The following is a 14962-nucleotide window of genomic DNA, read 5'->3' on the forward strand; positions in this document are numbered from 1 at the left end:
ATATTCGGGAGCTAAAGCATAATGCTTGATATATTTTATATTACACCTAAAGTCTGAACTAAATTCGAGGACTTTTTAATTTTTAAATAATATAAGCAAATTATTATTTTGGGTTAATATTTCAAGAACATTCATATTTATACCTTTAAGTGTAATCATAAATCTTTATATAAATACTATGCTTCAGCCGTGAGTTAAAATTAAGGACTTTTTTAATATAAGCAAACTATTATTATTCTTTTAAGGTTAACTCTAATTTTTTATACACGGGAATACTTAGGCTGAAGCATAATAACTAGCTAGCACTTTTCGATATGGACTCATCATAAGGAAGATATAATTTATATGATTTCAAAATAAAAAGCCTCCGCATCTGCGAAGGCTTTTTTATATTAAATGTATATAATATTCCACTCTAAAAATATATGAACTTCAAATTCATATGTCTTCTCAATGGTATACACTTCCCTCCGAAGCTCCATGCTATTTTAGGCAGGTCTCCTGACTCACGCGTCATCCTAAGCCATCCTTCCCAGAAATCAATCCAGTGGATATTACGGCTTCGTCTTCGTATACAGTAGCGGGGGCTGTAGTGGATTTTAACCACTTTCCCTATTAAACCTTAAAAATAAGGTACCTAAAACCAATTATTAAATTTTCTCGACAAACATATTGTATCAGTATTCTAAATATATTTCAACTTATTTTAACAAATAATTTTTATTTTTTAAATCTTCTACTATATTTTATAATATTTCTTTAAATATAAGTTTAACTAACCTGTTATATTTTTATGGCAAATTTATTGTAATGTATATATATTTTTTCAAATATATGTATGTATTTTTAACAAGGAGGCATAAATATGAACTTCATAAAAAACTTAAACTATGAAAAACTATGTAAAATTGATATTGCATTGAAAAAAATCTTAAATGTAGTATTTTTAATTTTTATTATAGTAACAGTAATTAATTTTCTTAGAATTTTATTTTTTAACTTTAATTAATGTAAAAAGGGATAATAAAAATATGCTTATTACCCCTTTTATATAAAAAAACTTAATCTAATTTAAATCCATATTTTACAGGATCACTTTCATCTATAACAAAATGATTAAATCCTGTTACATATGCACTTGCTGTTATTTCTGGAATTACAGCATCTATATCTCCAACTTTAGTTGTTCCTAAAACTTTTCCTCTAAACATTGTTCCTAGTATACTTTCATAAACAAACTCTTCATTTTCTTTTAATAATCCTTTAGCATAAAGTGTAGCCATTTTTGCACTTGTTCCCGTTCCACATGGTGATCTATCTATTTGTCCTGCTCCAAATACTACTACATTTTGTAATGTCGCTTTTGGATTTTTAGCAGGTCCATAAATTTCTACTAAATCTGCTGTTTTTATATGTTCTAATGTTGGATGTTTTATTTCTATAGTACTGTTTACTATATCTCTTATTTGCAATCCTATTTCAGTAATTTTATTAGAATTTTTAGCGTCAATCTCTATTCCTAAATCAGCAGCCTTAACTAAAATAAAAAAGCTTCCACCAAAAGCTATATCTACTGTAACTTCACCAATTTGTGGTAGATTTATTTTTACATCTTGTTTATACAAAAATGCTGGTACATTTTCTATAGATGTTTCAACAGCTTTTCCATCTTCAACTTTAACTTTTGCTTTTATAAGTCCAGCTGGTGCTTCTAATACAATATTTGTATATGGTTCTGTAACTTCAACCATTCCTGTTTCTACTGCAACAGTTGCTGCTCCAATAGATCCATGTCCACACATATTTAGGTATCCACCACCATCCATGAAAATTATTCCTAAATCAGCATCACTTCTAGTTGGTTGTGTAATTATTGAACCAAACATATCTTTATGTCCTCTTGGTTCAAGCATAATTGCCGTTCTTAGGTTATCCATATGTTCCTCTAAATATGTCTTTTTCTCTGGCATAGTTTTTCCTGGAATTCTTGGCACTCCCCCTACAACTATACGTGTTGGTTCTCCCATTGTATGTGAATCTATGGCTTGAATAGATCTTGCTATTTTCATTTTTTTATTCCCCCATCTTTCTCATTTTTAACTTTAAAAATGCTAATGCCTTTTTTGCATCCAAAGTTGTTATATTGTTTTCTCCTACAATCTCTGTCTCAATTCCCTCTTTAGATTTATTAAAATCAACTATTGTATCCATATATCTATTGGTAACTACAAATTGTCCTTGAGCTCCTACAAAACTCATGCCTACAACTGGAATATTTCGTTTTCCTATTTCTTCAATGGTATTAGAAAAATCAACATGACTATTTCCCCATCCATCTACTGAAATTATCACTCCATCAGCTCTCATAGCTTCAGCCAATGTAGCCACTCTTTTTCCTACAAACATTTTTTCATTATTACTTTGAGGTGTACCCACTATAACTATTCCCATTAAATCAGTATCTAAATCCTTATCAACTAAATCAACAAGTGGATCTCTAAAATGATGTAATGTTGTTTCTTTGGTTGATGGTCCTACACCCATTTTTAATCCCTCCACACCTTATTAAAAAGATTCCGAAAATTTTAATGCATAGCTCTTAACGCACCATCCCTGTATTCATTAGGTGTCAATATAACTGGTACATTTCCCATATCAATTATTGAATGAGTTCCCATAGCTCCACCTGGTTCACTCGCTAATAATCCTGTGTCATACATTGCACCTTGTCCTGCAACTTGCTTTACAATTAAAACTTTCTTCTGATTCTTTCTTACCTTGTCATAATACTCATGTCTTTCATTACAGTTATTTCCATTAAGCTTTTTAAGCACTTCTCTTATTTCTTGAACTATTAAGTCACAACTTTTATGAATTTCTGTTATTGCTTCCCTCTTTACTCCCATACCTGCATTTAAAACTACATTAAATTGTAATATAATATCATCCTTTGAAGGTGTTCCTGCTCTATCAAAAATTACTTGTTCCTTTAATATTCCCTCTGAACTTCCAAACTCTGCAATCTGTACATCATTTTCATCTTTACCATTAATCATAACTGTAACTCCAGTTAATACATGAGTTATCCCCTCTCCTATTTCACCTAAAACTTTAGTTGCTATAGGCTCAAAGTCTAGTATGGAATTAACAAAAATATTTCTTTCATTTGAATTTATAATATTAACTTCTAAACACTTTATAAAATCTTTGTTATATTTATTTAAAGCTATATTATTTTTAATATATAAAGTTCTACCATCAATTCTAGTATCATCAGAAAACTTTATACTTTCAATATGAAAAGTTTTAATAACTAATTTTCTTAATTCTATAACTTCGTCCATACTATACTCCTTTAAAAACAATTTAATTTTTTACTATAGGGTTCCAAATTTAAAGTAATGTCTTTCTCAAATGATACTACTAATCTTACAATTTATTTCTATATTTATATTTGGAACCAAGTAAGAGTTAAGAGTAAAAAGTGAAAAGTTATAGTTGATATTACTCACTTCGTTCCTAATATCTAAAAATAGAAATGCTTAAAAACTACGTTTTTATATTGTTTTCAACTAATTTGCTCTGCAAATTTGATAAAAAATCATTCTTTAAAATTGGAAATCCAAATTTTACATTCATTTTCAACTTTCAATTTTCCATTTTCAATTAAATTAATTAGAATTCTCAACTGAAATATGAATAACTTAAAGTTTCAACTTGTATTCCTATATGTAGTTACTATTTTTATTTTGTTAAATTTTATACAATCCTAATTAAAAGTATAATCTACACTAAAATATATAAATTAACATATTTAGTAATAGATTATACTTAAAACTCAAACTATACTTTTGCTATATATTCATATGGTAAAGATATAACCTTTCCAGGACTATCTATCTCTACTAATTTAGTTAATGTATCTTTTAAAATACCTAATTGCATTTCTTTGTTGTGTGGTTGACCTGCATTTGCTCCCATTGGTACAAGTGGTGCTACCGCTCTTGGTGTACCTGTTTGTTTTACAACTGGTGGTAATGCAGCTATACATATCGTAGGAATCCCTGATTCCTCTATCGCTCTTTGTACTAATACAGCAGAACGATGACAAGTTCCTCATCCAGCAGTTAATACTACAGCATCTACCCCTTCATCTTTTAAGATTTTAGCTATAGCTGGACCTGTTTCATGCTTAAATTTTTCTTGGTTTCCGCCACCGCCCATAAATCCTATGTGAGTTGGTGCTATCTCTTTTATAAATCCTTCTTTTTGTAATTCCCTTAATCTATCTATTGGAAACATACAGTTTATATCTTTATTTACATCAGCATTATCATATCCACCATGTGATACCATTAAATCTTCTGTTTTTACATCTCCTGGTATAGTTCTAAAAGTGAAATCTCCTGCTAAATTAAATCTTTTATCACTTTTTAAATGTACTCCTGCAGCTGTTGCAAAAGCAATTTTCATATCTTTTAATTCTTTAGTTACCGGCGCCCACACTGGTGGTGGTGTTATAGGTACAAATATTTCTGACTGTAAATTTTTAACTACAGTTTTATCCATTATTTTGTCCTTCCTTTCTATTCTTTCTATCTATATTGCTTACATACTTTTCATTAGGCTCCTCTTTTAATACTTCTAAGAAACTCATATTAAAGCCTACTTCTTGTCCTAATTGTAGAGGATAGTCTGTTATAAGCATTCTCATAGGTACCTTCATATATCCAAGTCTACCTTTCAAATCTATAGCTACTGCTCCATCTTGTATCTCAACTATTATTCCTTGCATTTCTATAATCTTATCGCCATATTTCATATCTATATCCTCTTTTCACAAATAGATTTAAATATTATTTTGTAGAATATTTTTCTAATCTTTTTTGACTCATTGGTATTGAAGTCTCATTTAAAGCTCTATCTATTTTTATATCACAGCTTTTTTCTATTTCTTCTAAATTATTTGCTTTAACATTTGGATTCCATTTTCTTTCTGCTTTTTTAACTTCTTCTCCATGCATTGCTGATTTAAGCATTCCTAAAGCTCTTAATGCATCTTCTTTACATAAAGTATTACATCCTAAAACTTCATTTTCAATTCCAGCTTCTGATTTGTTGTTATCAACCATGTATTTCATGTATTTATTTCCAACAACTAGAGCTCCTTGAACTGCACAGAATGACATACCAACACATGGAACATCTCTCATACCAATTTGTTCAATATGTGATGCAAAATCTATGTGGTTATTACCAAAACCCTCTGTTGTAACTACTGCACCATCTACATCCATAAATTCAACGATCATTCCAAGTCTTTCAGAAACATAGAATTTTTCAGCATTTATTTGTGGTGACCCAACAAAAATAACTCCTGCTAAATCTATATTCTCATCATTCATAGCTTCTGTTACAAGTGGTTCTCTCCAGTAGTGTCTTGAACACTCTTTAGATGCAGGTCCTATACAAGTTAATGCGTGAATACCACCATCTAAAACTTCAAGTGGAGATAACATAACTGGAACGTTTCCAAGGTCAACATTTGGTTTTCCACCTAAAACACCTACTGGTTCTTGTGGTAATATTAAGTTATCATGCATTGCACCTTGTCCCATTATTTCTTTAACAATAACAACTTTTTTCTTACCTGGTCTTCTATATTCAACTAACTCTTCTGTATCTACAACTAAGCTTTCGTCTGCAACTTTTAGTGCATTTCTTATTTCTTGTGTTATAAAATCAGTTGCTCTATGTGCAGCTAATGGACCTGGTCTTTCCATGTTCATTCCTCTAGCTATAACAACTTCTGATTTTATAAATATATCTCCTTTGTCTGGAGCACCTGGTCTGTTCCAAAGAATATTTTCATCTAAGATTCCCTCTGAAGAACCAAATTCACCAATTTGAACTCCATCAACATCTGTTCCTGTAACCATAACTATTACTCCATCTAAAGTTCTAGTTACTCCATTACCTACCTTAGCTTCTCCTTCTTTAGTTGCTATTGGTTGAACGTCCATAATTGTTTCTGAATATGTATGATACTTATCTGGTGTTATTATTTCAATTTTTATTGATTTAACTAAATCGCTTTCATTTACTGCATCATCACATATATTTTCTCTTATATATAATGTTGTTCCATCTATTTTAGTTTCTTTTCCAAATTCAACTTTCTCTATTTTAAAATGTTTCTTAGTTAAGCTTCTTACAGCTCTAGGCTCTAATACAGCTTTCTTTTCTTCTTTATTTTCAACTTTTAAATCATTAATTTTTTCTTCTTTTATTACTTCTTTTGCTACTGAATTTGATACTGTTCCAGCCATTAGAGGAACTTCTATATCAATACCTTTTCCTTCAGCAATTTTTATTTTTAATACTCCATTGCTTACAGAAGAAACTATTGTTTGTTCTGCAGAACATTCTTCTTCATAACCTTCAACTATATTTTTACATACTGTACTTAATGCTGGAGCATCTACTTTTAAAACTTTTCCTATAGCTTCTTTCACTGTTAATACACTATCATCTAATTTTATAAGTAATGAATCTTCTAATTGTCCAAAGTACATAGGGTTTTCTAAATCACTTAATTTTATAGTGTCTCCAGCTTTTTTATTTAATTTTAAAACAGCCTTAGCATTTTCATCTATTGAAACTTCTTTTTCTTCTACTGATCCTTCAATTTTTTTAGCACCTTCTACTAAATCAGGTGTTATTGGAGTTAATGAATCTATAGTTTTTAAAAGTTTTGCACCTATAACTTCTCCAACTTTTAAATTATTGCTCGGAATATTTAATAATCCTGAATCAACCATATCTGGGAATATATCTGGATCTTCCAGGTTATCTGCTGAAATTATAGTTCCAGCTTCTGTTCTACAACATACAACAGCCGCTTCATTTTTTAAAGCTTCTGCATGTTCTTTGCTCATTGACATAATTCTTCCTCCTACTATATACATGTTATCTAAATCTATAGGGTTACAAGTTCAAATTTAAAATAATAAATTTATCAATTGATACTACTAATCTTACAGCTTATTTTATTATCATGTTTGGAATCAATTAACAATGATGAATTAATAATGATGATGAATATCACCGGGGATTGAAATCCCCGCTACAATGTTTTATTTGTACTCCAAATAAAATTAATATAATATTTATCCATAAAAAGTTTATTTTGGAGAATAAATTCCCCATTATAATATTCTTACTAACCATAGTTTTCATGGTTAATTGTTAATTTTGGTACTATATTTAAAATTTCTCTTTCTCAACTGAAATAAGAGTAATTTAATTTTTAAACTTGAACCCATATCTTTATAAAGCTTTATTTAGCACATTATTTTTTTATTCTATCTCTAACCTTCTTGTTAATTCATGATTAACAGTTCTAAATACATGATCTGTATGATGATAAACTGGTAACCCTAATTTTGGTGCAGAATTCATAACAGTATTAGAACAATCACTACAATTTGATATTATTATTCTTTCTGCTCCATCCTTTTTAAATTGCATTACTACGGCTGCTTGTCCTGGACAATCTCCAGGAGTTTTGCATTTATTAGCACCTTTTATTTTAACTATATTCTTACAATCCATTACAGAAACTACATTTGAATGCATTTTTGAAGCAATATCTCTAAGTCTATCTTCATTTGCACCACATGCACAAACTAAAAGACCTACATTTCCCTTAAACTCTGGGAACTCTATTGTTGCTATTGCTCCTCCAGAAATCTTTGTTACTATAGCTTCTTCAAGTTTTGCTGATTTTCCAGTGTAAGGTCCACCAATAACTAATTCGCCATATTCTCCATCAATTCCACCACATTCATTTACAAGTTCTTCAATCTTTGTTCCAATAGGAACATTGAAAAATATTCTACTTTCTGTATCTTTTAATTTTCCTGCTATAGTTATATCTTTATCTATAACTGGTTTTCTATCTTCAACTGCTCTTTTTATATTTGCAAGTGTTTCTGTATTTAAAACTACAGCACCTGCTTCTAATGGAAGTTGTGTTGGCTCTAACCATACACCTAATACTGAATGTATTAATGCTCTTTCCTCTCCCATTGGATATATATCTTTAAGCTCTTTTATTTCTATATTTTCTTCATTTACTAATGCTTTTTTTATTGATTCTATTGCATCTTTATTTTTAGATTTTATTCCTATATATGCCTTTGGTGCTTTAGTTGCTTCCATTGCATATTTTATTCCTTTTATTACTTCTTGAGGATTTTCCTCTAAAAGTTTTATATTGTGTTTTAAAAGCGGTTCACATTCTGCACAATTTGCTATTATACAACCATCTGGAATTTCTGCATTTAACTTAACATGAGTTGGAAATCCAGCTCCACCAGCTCCAACAATTCCAGCTTCAAACACATATTCTTTGATGCTATTACATTCTTTTATCTTTACATAATCAGTGCTTTGATTTTCACCCTTTAAGATTACTATTTCATTCTCATTTATCTCTTTTATTTCTCCATTAATGCTTGTATGTATCTTAGCACCTAGACCATTATTAGGAGCTGCAATACATTCTCCTCTTTTAACTAACTGTCCTAATTTAACAATAGGTTCACAATTAGCTCCTATGTGCATTTTTAAAGGAAATTTAACCATAGTAGTCATTTTTTCTCCCCCTTGAGTATTGATATAACAACTCATAAATTTATATATTATTAACATTAAAGTTTTAATAACTTTCTATAAATAATATATAAGCAACTACTGTGCCAACCTTGTTAAATTTCATTGAAACGTTTACTTTAATGCAACAAAATTAACACTTTTGTAAATTTTAAAACTTTTATTTATTCAAATACATATTTGAATAAATGTCAAAATTTAGTCACTTTTTCTTCTTCTCATGTATATACTTTCTATTTTTCAATTGATATACTGTCATTTTATGTATGTGTTATTTTTTTGACATATCTGTTATTTTTTTGACACTTTTATCATTAAGCTCCGTTCTATTAAATTTACAAATAAAAAATATCCTGTAAACTATAGTAAAACATTCTTGAGTACATTCTACTATTAAGGTATACGAGTTTTTTATCAACAACTTGCACACCCCAAAACAGGATATTTTTATTTATAAATCATATTGGCTTAACTTATAATATAATGTGCTTCTTTTTATTCTTAAAATTTCAGCAGCTTTTGCTTTATTTCCATTAGTACTTTCCATGACATCTCTAATAAGTTCCATTTCTAAAGCCTTAACTCTTTCATCCAAGTTATAATAATCTATAACTGTATCTTCTTTAGATCTACCATAAAAATATTCTAATATATATTCTGGTATACTATTTACCGTTACCCTTTTATTATTTGATAACACTACCATTCTTTGAACAACATTTTTTAATTCTCTTATATTACCTTCCCATTTATAATTACACAATATATTATATATCTCTTCATCTATTGAACTTATTTCTATATTTTCTTTTTTCGAACTTTGATTTATAAAAATATCTATAAATTCTTTAATATCATCTTTCCTTTCTCTTAGTGAAGGTAATTCAATTTGAACAATTGCTAATCTATAAAACAAATCACTTCTAAATTCATTATTTTTTATTGCTTTTTTCAAATCTTTATTAGTTGCCGCTATAATTCTTGTATTGGTATGAATAATTTTTTCACTGCCCAATCTATGAATAACACCATCTTGTAGCACTCTTAATAACTTACTTTGCATCCCTATAGGCATTTCTCCTATCTCATCTAAAAATAATGTACCATTATTTGCAAATTCAAACATACCCATTTTTCCTTTTTTCACAGCACCCGTGAATGCACCTTCTACATACCCAAACAATTCACTTTCTAATAAATTTTCTGGAATAGCACTACAATTTACAGCAACAAATTGCCCGCTCCTTCCACTAGCCTCATGTATGGATTTTGCAAAAACTTCTTTGCCTGTCCCACTTTCACCAGTTATTAAAACCGATGCTGTACTTGGTGCAACTTTTTGCGCTAATAATATAGAATCCATTATTTTTTTGCTTTTCCCAACTATATATGAAAAAGTATAATTATTAGAAAACTCCTTACTATAAGCCTTACTTAATGCCTCAACTTTTGCATTTGCATTTTCTAATTTTTCAGACAATGAAACCACTTCGGTAACATCTCTATCTGTTGACACTACAGCAATCATTTCATTTTGATTATTAAATATAGGTACAACACTTAAAATTACTGACTTCCCCCTCATAGGCTGGTGTTCAATATTTTCAATAGCTTTACCTTCTTTTAAAACTTTAGGTATAATTGGGTTGTTAAAATGCTTTCTAACACTTTCCCCAACTATATCTTCCGCCTTTAAACCATATAACTTCTCTGCACTTTTATTCCAATACATAACCTTACCCTTTGTGTCACATATACAAATGGCTTCATGAATATTGCTTAAAATATTATTCTGCAAAGTAAACATTTCATCTATTTTTAAATAAAAACTATCTCTTAAATTATTGCTTGTTAATACACCAATTACCTTATTATCTTCTACAACTGGTACACGTCCTATTTCTTTTTCAATCATCATATCCCGAATATCTCTTGCATAATCATTAGGACTTACTGTTATTACATCTTTAGTGCAATAATTTATAATCTTTTCATTGAATATAGACTTATCTCCTTTTTTTGCAAAAATTCTTTCTACCTCTGCTAAATCATTACGTGTAAAAATTCCTTCTAATTTATTAACTTCATTTATAACTATTGTTTCATCCAAATTGTTTTTCACCATTAAATTACAAACGTACTTAACATTATCATGAGTAAAAACCTTTACAACATTTTTACTCATAATATCTTTAGCTTTATATAACAACTCTTCTAAATTCATATTTCCACCTTTTATCCATAAAAATATTTATAATTCTCTCCTAAATTATACCTAACACCAGTTATATATTCAATTATCCATAACTTTTATTAATTTCCTCTTAATTTGAATATCTTAACTGTCTTTATTGAATTATGTTCCAATTTTATTAAGGTAATATTTATTAAATTTTGTTATAATAAATTAAATAGTCTAATTTTTCTAATTCAAATTATATTTATTCATATATATTAGTAAATTTGACCATAATAAAAACACTTGTATTAATCTTATAATAGCTAATATAAATTTGTTAAATAATATAAAATATTAATTTATATAATATTTTAATAGAAATTAGAGGTGTATATAATGAAATTTATTAAAAAATCTATAATTATTCTTTCTACTTTTTTAATAACACTTTCACTTACTGCTTGTGGAGAAAAAGTGGATACAGAAGCATTACAAAACTATTCTAATGACATAGCTAGTAAGGTTATAACTGCTATGGATAAAAAAGATTATAACAAAATAGAATCCTACTTTAGCGATGAAATGAAAAAGACCTTTTCTAAGGAAACTTTTGATGAGCAAGCAACTTTAATTTCCAATACTCTTGGTGCTTACAAATCTCATGAATTCTTTAAAGGTGAAACTAAAGATGGATATGTTCGTGCATTATATAAAGCAAATTTTGCAAAAGAAAATAATGTTCTTATATCAGTAGTTTATAAAGAAAATGATGAAAATCATAAAGTAGAAGGCATTTTATATCAATCTAAAGGACTTCAAAAAGCAGCAAAAGAATTAAAAAAAGAAAATAAAAAATCTTAATATATCGTAAAATTAAAGTCCAGTAACATGTGTCACTGGACTTTAATTTACACTTTTTATTTACACTTTTTATTTATACCTTCATATAAATACTCTAGATACGAAACATCTTCACCCTCATTTTTTAACATGTCGATTCTTTTTCTAGCACCGTCTAAAGTTTCTCTTGCTTCATCATAATCTCTTGCTTTAATACAATTACTAGTATATTCTAAAAGATAATCTACTTTTAGCACTATTTTAGCCATATCTTCTCTATTCTCATTAACAAGTTTCAATACTAAATCATATACTTTGGGTGACAGATTATTCCTAACTGATTTTAAAAAATCATTATTTATACTATTCTTCTTAGCCATTTTTTCACGTCCTTATAAACTGTACTCATTTTTTTATTTTAAACATTACACTTTGAATTATACATTATATTATTAAATTACATAACCATATTTATTATCTACATAATCTAATAAATCCCCAAAAATTATCCACAGTATTTATATAAAAGTTATATTTATCATAAATACTGTGGATAATTTTTCTGAAAATGTGCACAAATTTATAAATTTAAAAAATTCTAATTATATTTTGAAATCTCATGCTGCATAAATTAATTCTAACTTCTTACTTTTATTACTGTTACATTTTCTTTCACAATTAAAGTTTATAGTCTTATCTTACTAAATTCAGTGTATTGGACATGATGCTAAAATGCCCAATAAAGTTAGAATATCTAAAAGTTGGTTTAAGAAAATAGTTTTTTAACAGTTATATACGCCTATATATTTCCCTAATATTTAGAAAAATAAAATTATATTTATCTTTTTAAAAAATAAATATAATTTTATTTTTCTAAATACCATTGACTTATATATATAATACGACTATACTTACAACATAGCTTAAGGAAATCCCTTAAGAATTTAATATCGCGGGATGGAGCAGTTGGTAGCTCGTCGGGCTCATAACCCGAAGGTCGTAGGTTCAAGTCCTGCTCCCGCAACCAAAAAAAGATTCTATAATTTATATAGAATCTTTTTTCATGCTTAAAAACATTAATTATTCATTTCAACAAACAAATTTATTTTTTCTTAACTAAAACTATTGTCATTTCTTCTTTTTCAATATACTTAGATAACCTAATTAAATACATTCCATTAATTTGTAAAGGTTGAAATTTGCTTTCAAATCATAAATAAAAAAAATATAGCAATTCTCTATAACTAGAAATTTGCTATATTTTATTTATATAACTATTTTAATTATTGGATTTATTTTTTGATTTTCTTTTATGTGACCAATTGTTTCTTCCAATTCGTCCATTTTTGTTACTCTTGTTATTTTTACTATTATTATTGTGACCTCTTTCTGATTTATTTCTTTCTACTTTTGGAATTTCTCTAACTTCTTTAGGTAATTCCTCTGTGTATTTATGCGACTCTATAACTGGTATTGATTGTTTTATAACCTTCTCAATATCTCTAAGGTACTTTCTTTCTTCAGAATCACAAAATGAAAATGCAGCACCATTATGTCCAGCTCTTCCAGTACGTCCAATTCTATGAACATAAGTTTCTGGCACTTCTGGTAAGTCATAATTTATTACATATGATAAATCTTCAACATCAATTCCTCTAGCAGCTATATCCGTTGCAACTAACACTCTTATACTTCCATCTTTAAAACTATTTAATGCAATTTGTCTAGCATTTTGAGACTTATTACCATGTATAGCTAATGCTTCAATACCAGCCTTTGCAAGTTGTTTTGTTATATTATTAGCTCCATATTTTGTTCTTGAAAATACCAAAAGTGATTTTATTGACTCATCCTTAAGTATATCAATTAATAAATTTTTCTTATCTTTTTTTGCTACAAAATATACACCTTGTGAAATAGTATCTACTGTAGATGAAACTGGAGCAACTTCAACTTTAACTGGATCCTTTAAAATAGACTCTACTAAATTTCTTATTTCCTTTGGCATAGTTGCTGAAAATAACATGTTTTGTCTTTTATTTGGCATCTTAGTTATTATTCTTTTTACATCATGTATCATTCCCATATCAAGCATACGATCAGCTTCATCAAGAACAAAGTGTTTTACGTTATCCAACTTAATAAATTTTTGATTAATTAAATCTATAAGTCTTCCTGGTGTTGCAATTAATATATCAACACCTTCTTTTAATACTTTTACTTGTGGATTCTGAGATACCCCCCCAAAAATCACTGCACTCTTCACATTCGTGTATTTACTATACATCTCAAAACTTTCTCCAATTTGTATAGCTAATTCTCTAGTAGGTGCTAATATTAATGCCTTTATACTCTTCTTATTTGTATCTTTTTCTTGTGTTTCATTAATTATGTTCTGTAACACTGGAATTGCAAATGCTGCCGTCTTACCTGTTCCTGTTTGTGCACAACCTAATAAATCTAATCCTTTTAACCCTATTGGAATAGACTTTTCTTGTATCAATGTAGGTTCCTTATAACCTGCATCTTCCAATGCTCTTTTTATTGGTTCTATTATATTTAAATTTTCAAATAACATTTTTCTCCTTCGTAAGTAACTCATTTTAATATTTTGCTCTCTAATACGCAATTTGTTTATTCTTATCTTTTTTAATACGCTCATATCATAAAATATAATTATACCACACCAAAGCATACATTTAAAAATAACTTTACTTTCACTCAAATCCCCTTATAAAGGTGACAGTCATATTTATTCTATACTTTTTCAATTTTATTTTATGACTGTCACTTATTTTGTCACTACTTATAATTTTATTTTATGACTGTCACTTGTTTTGTCACTACTTATTGATGACCGTCACTTTTATTGATAGTTTTAATTAATTATTTTAGATATAGTCATGTGTTTTTATGCTTTTTTAGACTAATTTTATACATAATATTGAGTTTTTTAATTGCTTGTCCACTTTCTATGTAAAAATTTATATCATAGTGATTTTATCAAAAATTTTTTGTTATTTGTTTTCACTATAAAATTTTTCAATTATGTTTTTGTATTTATTTTCATGTAGTACTAAATGAATGCCTTCGTTGCTTAGGGCATTTACTTCTTCTATGGACATGTCTTCTAGTATATGTCCAATTTCATATGTTGTTTTTTCTGTGTATATTCCTGTTAGTAGTATGAATAATGCTTTTGGTGTTTTTACTCCATGATCTGCTTTTGTTAGGAATGAACTTCTTTTTATTCCTGTTTCTTTTTCT

Annotated in this window: 13 protein-coding genes, 1 tRNA gene and 1 riboswitch; of the genes, 3 read left to right on the plus strand and 11 right to left on the minus strand. The window is 28.2% G+C overall.

What is annotated here, in order from left to right:
- Window positions 1-474 precede the first annotated feature (474 nt).
- Window positions 475-656, minus strand: a riboswitch (cobalamin riboswitch).
- Window positions 657-865: 209 nt separating this feature from the next.
- Entirely contained in the window at window positions 866-1009 is a 144-nt protein-coding gene (locus tag BN346_RS21820) for a hypothetical protein (RefSeq protein ID WP_158644519.1), read from the plus strand.
- A gap of 52 nt (window positions 1010-1061) precedes the next feature.
- Here BN346_RS21820 and BN346_RS19000 read toward each other — a convergent pair whose 3' ends face one another.
- The 8 genes from BN346_RS19000 to BN346_RS19040 form a co-directional block, all read right to left on the minus strand.
- On the minus strand, window positions 1062-2069 hold the full coding sequence (locus BN346_RS19000) for a proline racemase (protein WP_040330647.1): 1008 nt from the start codon (window positions 2067-2069) through the stop codon (window positions 1062-1064).
- 4 nt (window positions 2070-2073) lie between these two features.
- On the minus strand, window positions 2074-2544 hold the full coding sequence (locus BN346_RS19005; RefSeq protein WP_040330648.1) for a glycine/sarcosine/betaine reductase component B subunit: 471 nt from the start codon (window positions 2542-2544) through the stop codon (window positions 2074-2076).
- 41 nt (window positions 2545-2585) lie between these two features.
- Entirely contained in the window at window positions 2586-3344 is a 759-nt protein-coding gene (gene prdD / locus BN346_RS19010) for a proline reductase cluster protein PrdD (RefSeq protein WP_040330649.1), read from the minus strand.
- A gap of 499 nt (window positions 3345-3843) precedes the next feature.
- A complete protein-coding gene (prdB, locus tag BN346_RS21270; protein ID WP_081771077.1) occupies window positions 3844-4569 on the minus strand; it encodes a D-proline reductase (dithiol) protein PrdB in 726 nt (241 codons plus the stop codon).
- Window positions 4562-4828: a CBO2463/CBO2479 domain-containing protein gene (locus BN346_RS19025; RefSeq protein ID WP_040330652.1), complete on the minus strand. Its 267-nt coding sequence runs from the start codon at window positions 4826-4828 to the stop codon at window positions 4562-4564. Before BN346_RS19025 ends, prdB begins: the two co-directional genes overlap by 8 nt.
- 28 nt (window positions 4829-4856) lie before the next feature.
- Window positions 4857-6944 carry a D-proline reductase (dithiol) proprotein PrdA gene (gene prdA / locus BN346_RS19030; protein ID WP_040330654.1) on the minus strand — a complete coding sequence of 696 codons (2088 nt, stop codon included), beginning with the start codon at window positions 6942-6944 and terminating at the stop codon, window positions 4857-4859.
- Window positions 6945-7359: 415 nt separating this feature from the next.
- On the minus strand, window positions 7360-8658 hold the full coding sequence (gene prdC / locus BN346_RS19035; RefSeq protein WP_040330655.1) for a proline reductase-associated electron transfer protein PrdC: 1299 nt from the start codon (window positions 8656-8658) through the stop codon (window positions 7360-7362).
- A gap of 469 nt (window positions 8659-9127) precedes the next feature.
- On the minus strand, window positions 9128-10900 hold the full coding sequence (locus BN346_RS19040; RefSeq protein WP_040330656.1) for a sigma-54-dependent Fis family transcriptional regulator: 1773 nt from the start codon (window positions 10898-10900) through the stop codon (window positions 9128-9130).
- Between the two features lie 351 nt (window positions 10901-11251).
- Here BN346_RS19040 and BN346_RS19045 point away from each other — a divergent pair, with 351 nt between their 5' ends.
- Window positions 11252-11716: a DUF3887 domain-containing protein gene (locus tag BN346_RS19045; protein ID WP_040330657.1), complete on the plus strand. Its 465-nt coding sequence runs from the start codon at window positions 11252-11254 to the stop codon at window positions 11714-11716.
- Window positions 11717-11772: 56 nt separating this feature from the next.
- Here the strand turns inward: BN346_RS19045 and BN346_RS19050 are convergent, their stop codons facing one another.
- Window positions 11773-12075 (minus strand): hypothetical protein, encoded by a 303-nt coding sequence (locus BN346_RS19050; RefSeq protein ID WP_040330659.1) that lies wholly within the window; start codon window positions 12073-12075, stop codon window positions 11773-11775.
- Between the two features lie 571 nt (window positions 12076-12646).
- Here BN346_RS19050 and BN346_RS19055 point away from each other — a divergent pair.
- Window positions 12647-12722, plus strand: a tRNA-Met gene (locus BN346_RS19055).
- Window positions 12723-12974: 252 nt separating this feature from the next.
- Here the strand turns inward: BN346_RS19055 and BN346_RS19060 are convergent.
- Both BN346_RS19060 and BN346_RS19065 read right to left on the minus strand, forming a co-directional pair.
- Window positions 12975-14273: a DEAD/DEAH box helicase gene (locus tag BN346_RS19060; protein ID WP_040330690.1), complete on the minus strand. Its 1299-nt coding sequence runs from the start codon at window positions 14271-14273 to the stop codon at window positions 12975-12977.
- Window positions 14274-14712: 439 nt separating this feature from the next.
- On the minus strand, window positions 14713-14962 hold a 250-nt coding region (locus BN346_RS19065; protein WP_040330660.1), incomplete at its 5' end, for a hypothetical protein.

The sequence above is a fragment of the Clostridium ihumii AP5 genome (assembly GCF_000612845.1).
GTDB lineage: Bacteria > Bacillota > Clostridia > Clostridiales > Clostridiaceae > Clostridium_J > Clostridium_J ihumii.

Coding starts and splice junctions, on each gene's coding strand:
- BN346_RS21820 (WP_158644519.1), top strand. CDS start 866: ATGAACTTCATAAAAAACTTAAACTATGAAAAACTATGTAAAATTGAT.
- BN346_RS19000 (WP_040330647.1), bottom strand. CDS start 2,069: ATGAAAATAGCAAGATCTATTCAAGCCATAGATTCACATACAATGGGA.
- BN346_RS19005 (WP_040330648.1), bottom strand. CDS start 2,544: ATGGGTGTAGGACCATCAACCAAAGAAACAACATTACATCATTTTAGA.
- prdD (WP_040330649.1), bottom strand. CDS start 3,344: ATGGACGAAGTTATAGAATTAAGAAAATTAGTTATTAAAACTTTTCAT.
- prdA (WP_040330654.1), bottom strand. CDS start 6,944: ATGTCAATGAGCAAAGAACATGCAGAAGCTTTAAAAAATGAAGCGGCT.
- prdC (WP_040330655.1), bottom strand. CDS start 8,658: ATGACTACTATGGTTAAATTTCCTTTAAAAATGCACATAGGAGCTAAT.
- BN346_RS19040 (WP_040330656.1), bottom strand. CDS start 10,900: ATGAATTTAGAAGAGTTGTTATATAAAGCTAAAGATATTATGAGTAAA.
- BN346_RS19045 (WP_040330657.1), top strand. CDS start 11,252: ATGAAATTTATTAAAAAATCTATAATTATTCTTTCTACTTTTTTAATA.
- BN346_RS19050 (WP_040330659.1), bottom strand. CDS start 12,075: ATGGCTAAGAAGAATAGTATAAATAATGATTTTTTAAAATCAGTTAGG.
- BN346_RS19060 (WP_040330690.1), bottom strand. CDS start 14,273: ATGTTATTTGAAAATTTAAATATAATAGAACCAATAAAAAGAGCATTG.